The following is a 4,923-nucleotide window of genomic DNA, read 5'->3' as shown; positions in this document are numbered from 1 at the left end:
CGCGCAGCGCTGCAGGCGACGCTGGACCGCATCGTGGCGCGCCACGAAGGCTTGCGCACCACGTTTGTGCTGGCCGATGGCCAGCCGGTGCAGCGCATCGCGCCGGCTGATTGCGGCTTCGCCCTGGAGCAGCAGGACCTGAGCGGTTTGAGCGGGCATGAACGCGAATTCGCCGTCGAACGCATGGCGCTGGAAGAATCGCAGGCGCCGTTCGACCTGGCACAGGGGCCGCTGATCCGCGGCCGGCTGCTGGTGCTGGGGGAGGAAGAACATGTCCTGCTGATCACACAGCACCACATCATTTCGGATGGCTGGTCGATCGGCATCCTGGTGCGCGAAGTGAGCACCTTGTACCGCGCCTTCAGCCAGGGCGAAAGCGATCCGCTGCCGCCGCTGCCGCTGCAGTACGCTGACTACGCGGTGTGGCAGCGCGACTGGCTGCAAGGCGGCTGCCGCCGCTGCCGCTGCAGTACGCTGACTACGCGGTGTGGCAGCGCGACTGGCTGCAAGGCGAAGCGCTGCAACGCCAGCTGGACTTCTGGCACGCGCACCTGGATGGCGCACCGGCCCTGCTGGAGCTGCCGACCGACCGCGCGCGCCCTGCGGTGCAGAGCTATGCCGGCGGCCAGGTTGCCTTGACGCTGCCGGCGCCGCTGGTGGAAGGCTTGCGCGACCTTGGCAAACGGCATGGCACGACACTGTTCATGACCATGCTGGCCGGCTGGTCGCTGCTACTGTCGCGTCTGAGCGGTCAGGACGAGGTGGTGATCGGCACGCCGGTGGCCAACCGCCAGCGCAGCGAAGTGGAAGGCATGATCGGCTTCTTCGTCAATCAGGACGAGGTGGTGATCGGCACGCCGGTGGCCAACCGCCAGCGCAGCGAAGTGGAAGGCATGATCGGCTTCTTCGTCAACACGCTGGCCCTGCGCGTGCGCCTGGACGGCGCGCTGGACGTGGCGCAACTGCTGGCGCAGGTAAAGGCCAGCACGCTGGATGCCTACGCCCATCAGGATGTGCCGTTCGAGCAGGTGGTGGAAGTGCTCAAGCCGCAACGCAGCCTGGGCCACAGCCCGGTGTTCCAGGCCATGCTGGCGTTGAACAACACGCCAGACGGCGGCGAGTTCTCCCTGCCCGGACTGAGCTTGCAAAGCGTTGGTCGCAAACACGAAACCACCCAGGTCGACCTGTCGTTGGCCGTGGTCGACAATGGCCTTGCCATCAGCTTCGCTATTGAGTATGCCAGCGACTTGTTCGAACAAGCCACGATACAGCGTTGGGCTGAACACTTGCTGATCGTGCTGCAAGCGATGGTTGAGAAAGATGGAGCCGGACGGCTGGTACAGCGTCTTCCGCTGCTATCGCCGGCGTCGCACGCACAGATTGTGCACGGCTTTAACCGCGATGACGCGCCATACGCCCTGCATGGCCTGGCCCACCAGGGGTTTGAACAGCTGGCCGCGGCACAGCCGGATGCAGAGGCGGTGGTCGATGGCGAGCGCTCGCTGACTTATGGCGAATTGAACCGTCGGGCCAACCAGTTGGCGCATTACCTGCTCGGACTCGGTGTCAAGCCCGATGACCGCGTCGCGATCTGCGTCGAACGCAGCGCCGAGATGATCGTGGCTATCCTGGCCGTGCTCAAGGCTGGTGCGGCCTATGTGCCGCTGGACCCGAACAACCCGGCCCAGCGCCTGGCCTTCATCTTCGCGGACAGCGCACCGAAGGTCTTGCTGACCCAGGTCTCGCTGCAGCCGCATATGGGCAGCATACCGGTGCCGGTACTGCTGCTCGACAGCTTGCCGCATGCGGTAGGCGCCCAGCCATCCACCGATCCGGATCCGGGCGTGCTGGGCTTGACCGGCACGCACACGGCCTACCTGCTTTACACCTCGGGTTCGACGGGCCAGCCGAAGGGCGTGATGGTGGAGCACGCGCAAGTGGTCAACCTGATCGGCAGCCATATGCAGATGTGCGCATTCTCGGCGGCGGACCGCTATCTGCAGTTCGCCTCGTTCGGCTTCGATTCGTCGGTGGTGGAAATCTTCCCGGCTTTGTCGAGCGGGGGCGCACTGGTGTTGCGGCCGGCCTCGATGGTCGCGCCGGACGGTGCCTTCGTGGCGTTCCTGGAAAAGCATGGCGTCACGGAAGTCAACTTGCCGACTTCGTTCTGGCATCAGTGGACGCAGGAAGTGGCCGAAGGCCGCTGCCTGCCGCCGGCGTCGCTGCGGCTGGTGGTGATCGGTGGCGAAAAGGCCGAACGCCGCCATATGGCAAGCTGGTTCGCGGCATTGGGCGAACGCCGCTGCCCTTGCATCAACACCTACGGGCCGACCGAAGCCACGGTCTACGTGACGGCTGTGGCCTACGACAGCCTGCAGTCCTTGCCGGACGGCGAAATCCCGATCGGGCGTCCGGTCGGTCGGGCGCGCCTGCATCTGCTCGACCCGCTGGGCCAGGTGGTCCCGCTCGGGGTGAGCGGCGAAATCCATATCGCCGGCCCGGTCGTGGCGCGCGGCTATTTGGGACGCGAGGAGTTGAGCCGGGAGCGTTTCCTGGCCGATCCGTTCGACGATGCAGCGGCGGCGCGCATGTACAAGACCGGCGACGTCGGACGCTGGCTGCCGGATGGGAATATCGAATTCCTGGGCCGCAACGACTTCCAGGTCAAGCTGCGCGGTTACCGCATCGAGCTGGGCGAGATCGAGGCGCGGCTGGCCGCATGCCAGGCGGTGCGCGAGGCGGTGGTGATTGCGCGCGAGGATCGTCAAGGGCACAAGCAGCTGGTGGCCTATATCGTGCCGCAACCGGGGCAGGTGGTGGATCCGGCGGCGCTGCGCGCCGAGATCGGAAACTCGCTGGCGGAATATATGGTGCCGTCGGCAATGGTCAGCCTGGATGCGATACCGCGCACGAACCACGGCAAGCTCGATCGCGATGCCTTGCCGGAACCGGATCATGCGGCGCTGTCCACCACTCCGTATGAGGCGCCGCAAGGGGAGATTGAAACGGTCCTGGCCAGCATCTGGCAACGGTTGCTGGGCATGGAACAGGTCGGCCGCAACGACCACTTCTTCGAGTTGGGCGGGCACTCGCTGCTGGCGACCCAGCTGGTGGCAAGGGTGCGTGCGGAATGCGCCGTGGACTTGCCGCTGATGACCGTGTTCCAGACCCCGACCCTGGCAGCGCTTGCGGCGGCGGTGGCATCGCTCCAGATTGCGCGTTACAACGAGGACGATATCGCCCGCGTTGCCGGCGAAATGGAGGGCATGAGCGAAGCCGAATTGCAAGCGTGGCTGGAGCGTTCGCAGGGCCTTGACGATTCGAGTATCGATTTACCACAGACCAACTAATTAATTGCAAATTTGAATATACTCCCTTACACTGCAAATAATGCAACATTGCTTCGATTACATGTAGTACGGGATAGTCATCTGTGGCGATCTGATACAGCATCTTCGTAGAACTCTTCCCTGTAACAAGTGCGCCGCCGGAGTGAAATCCGGCGGCGTTGTCTTCCGCCCAAAAGACCACTCACTGGCAAGGCGGCATAAGCGAATTATTCTTATTTCGGAAGAGTATGAGCGGGACATCGAACTTGGAGTTCTTGCGGCGCGAGTATCTTCGTCGCAAGCTGGCACAAACTGCGGCACCGGAGACGCCGCTCGAGCAGGACGCTGGTATTGTCGCCGTTGAGCGGCACGGCGCGCTGCCCCTGTCCTGGTCGCAGCTGCGACTTTGGTTTCTCGCCCGAATGAATCCCGCTGCGAACGCAGCCTACAATATGCCCGTCGCGCTGCGCCTGCATGGCAAGCTCGACATCGATGCCTTGCGGGCCACGCTGGACCGCATCGTCGCCCGGCATGAAATCCTGCGCACGCGCTTCACGATGGAAGGTTCGACGCCGGTTCAAATGGTCGAACCGGAAGCCAGGTTCAGCCTGGAGGTGCAGGATTGTTCGGACATCCCGCCGGCCGGACATGTAGCGGCGATCGCCGCCGCCAATCTCGACGCGGTGCGCACACCTTTCAATCTGACCGCAGGCCCGGCGCTGCGCGGACGCCTGCTGCGCCTTGCAGAAGACGAGCACGTCATCTTCATCACACTGCACCACATCGTCGCCGATGGCTGGTCGATGGGAATCCTGGTGCGCGAGGTCTCGGTGCTGTATGAAGCCTATAGTGCGGGCCGTGCCGACCCGCTGCCGCCGCTGGCGATCCAGTATGGCGATTTTGCGGCCTGGCAGCGTAAGCAGGGCGCGGCACTGCAGCGGCAACTGGCATTCTGGCGCACGCACCTGGAAGGCGCGCCTGAACTGCTGGCCCTGCCGACCGACCGCCCGCGTCCGGCGATGCAGAGCTTTGCCGGATCCAGGTGCCTGCTCAAACTCGATGCGCCGTTGACGGCTGGCCTGCGCGCGCTGGCACAGCGCCACGGCGCCACCTTGTTCATGACGCTGCTGGCCGGCTGGTCGTTGCTGTTGTCGCGCATCAGTGGGCAGGACGATGTGGTGGTCGGTATGCCGGTCGCCAACCGCCAGCGCGCGGAGCTGGAGCCGCTGATCGGCTTCTTCGTCAACACCCTGGCCTTGCGCGTGCATTGCGAGGCGCAGGAAAGCGTCGAGCAGATGCTGGCGCGGGTGAAGGCTGGCGCGCTGGCCGCTTTCGCCAACCAGGATGTGCCGTTCGAGCAGGTGGTGGAAGCGCTCAAGCCGGCGCGCACGCTGGCCTACAATGCGCTGTTCCAGGCCATGTTCACCATGCACAGCGGCAGCGCCGAAGGCGAAGCGCTGCGCCTGCCCGGATTGACGCTGGAGGGCATCGAGCAGCCGCGCGAGAGCATCCACTTCGACCTGCATCTGACCCTGAGCGATGCGGGCGACTGCCTGGTCGGCGACCTGCGGGCGACTGCCTGGTCGGCGACCTG

Annotated in this window: 3 protein-coding genes; all 3 read left to right on the top strand. The window is 64.8% G+C overall.

Features of this window, described 5'->3' with window-relative positions; all coding sequences use genetic code 11:
• On the top strand, window positions 1-639 hold a 639-nt coding region (locus ASD58_RS32905), incomplete at its 5' end, for a condensation domain-containing protein (protein WP_156401412.1).
• Complete coding sequence (locus tag ASD58_RS20810; protein WP_373994464.1) at window positions 531-3,350, top strand: amino acid adenylation domain-containing protein; 2,820 nt, start codon at window positions 531-533, stop codon at window positions 3,348-3,350. The genes ASD58_RS32905 and ASD58_RS20810, both read left to right, overlap by 109 nt.
• 245 nt (window positions 3,351-3,595) lie before the next feature.
• Window positions 3,596-4,923 (top strand): condensation domain-containing protein (locus ASD58_RS20805; RefSeq protein ID WP_229210052.1); only part of this gene is annotated, 1,328 nt, incomplete at its 3' end.

This window comes from Duganella sp. Root1480D1 (assembly GCF_001427305.1).
In the GTDB taxonomy this organism is placed as follows: Bacteria; Pseudomonadota; Gammaproteobacteria; order Burkholderiales; family Burkholderiaceae_D; genus Rugamonas.
The sequence above is the reverse complement of the archived record's forward strand: the minus strand, read 5'-3'. Positions and strand labels throughout refer to the sequence as shown.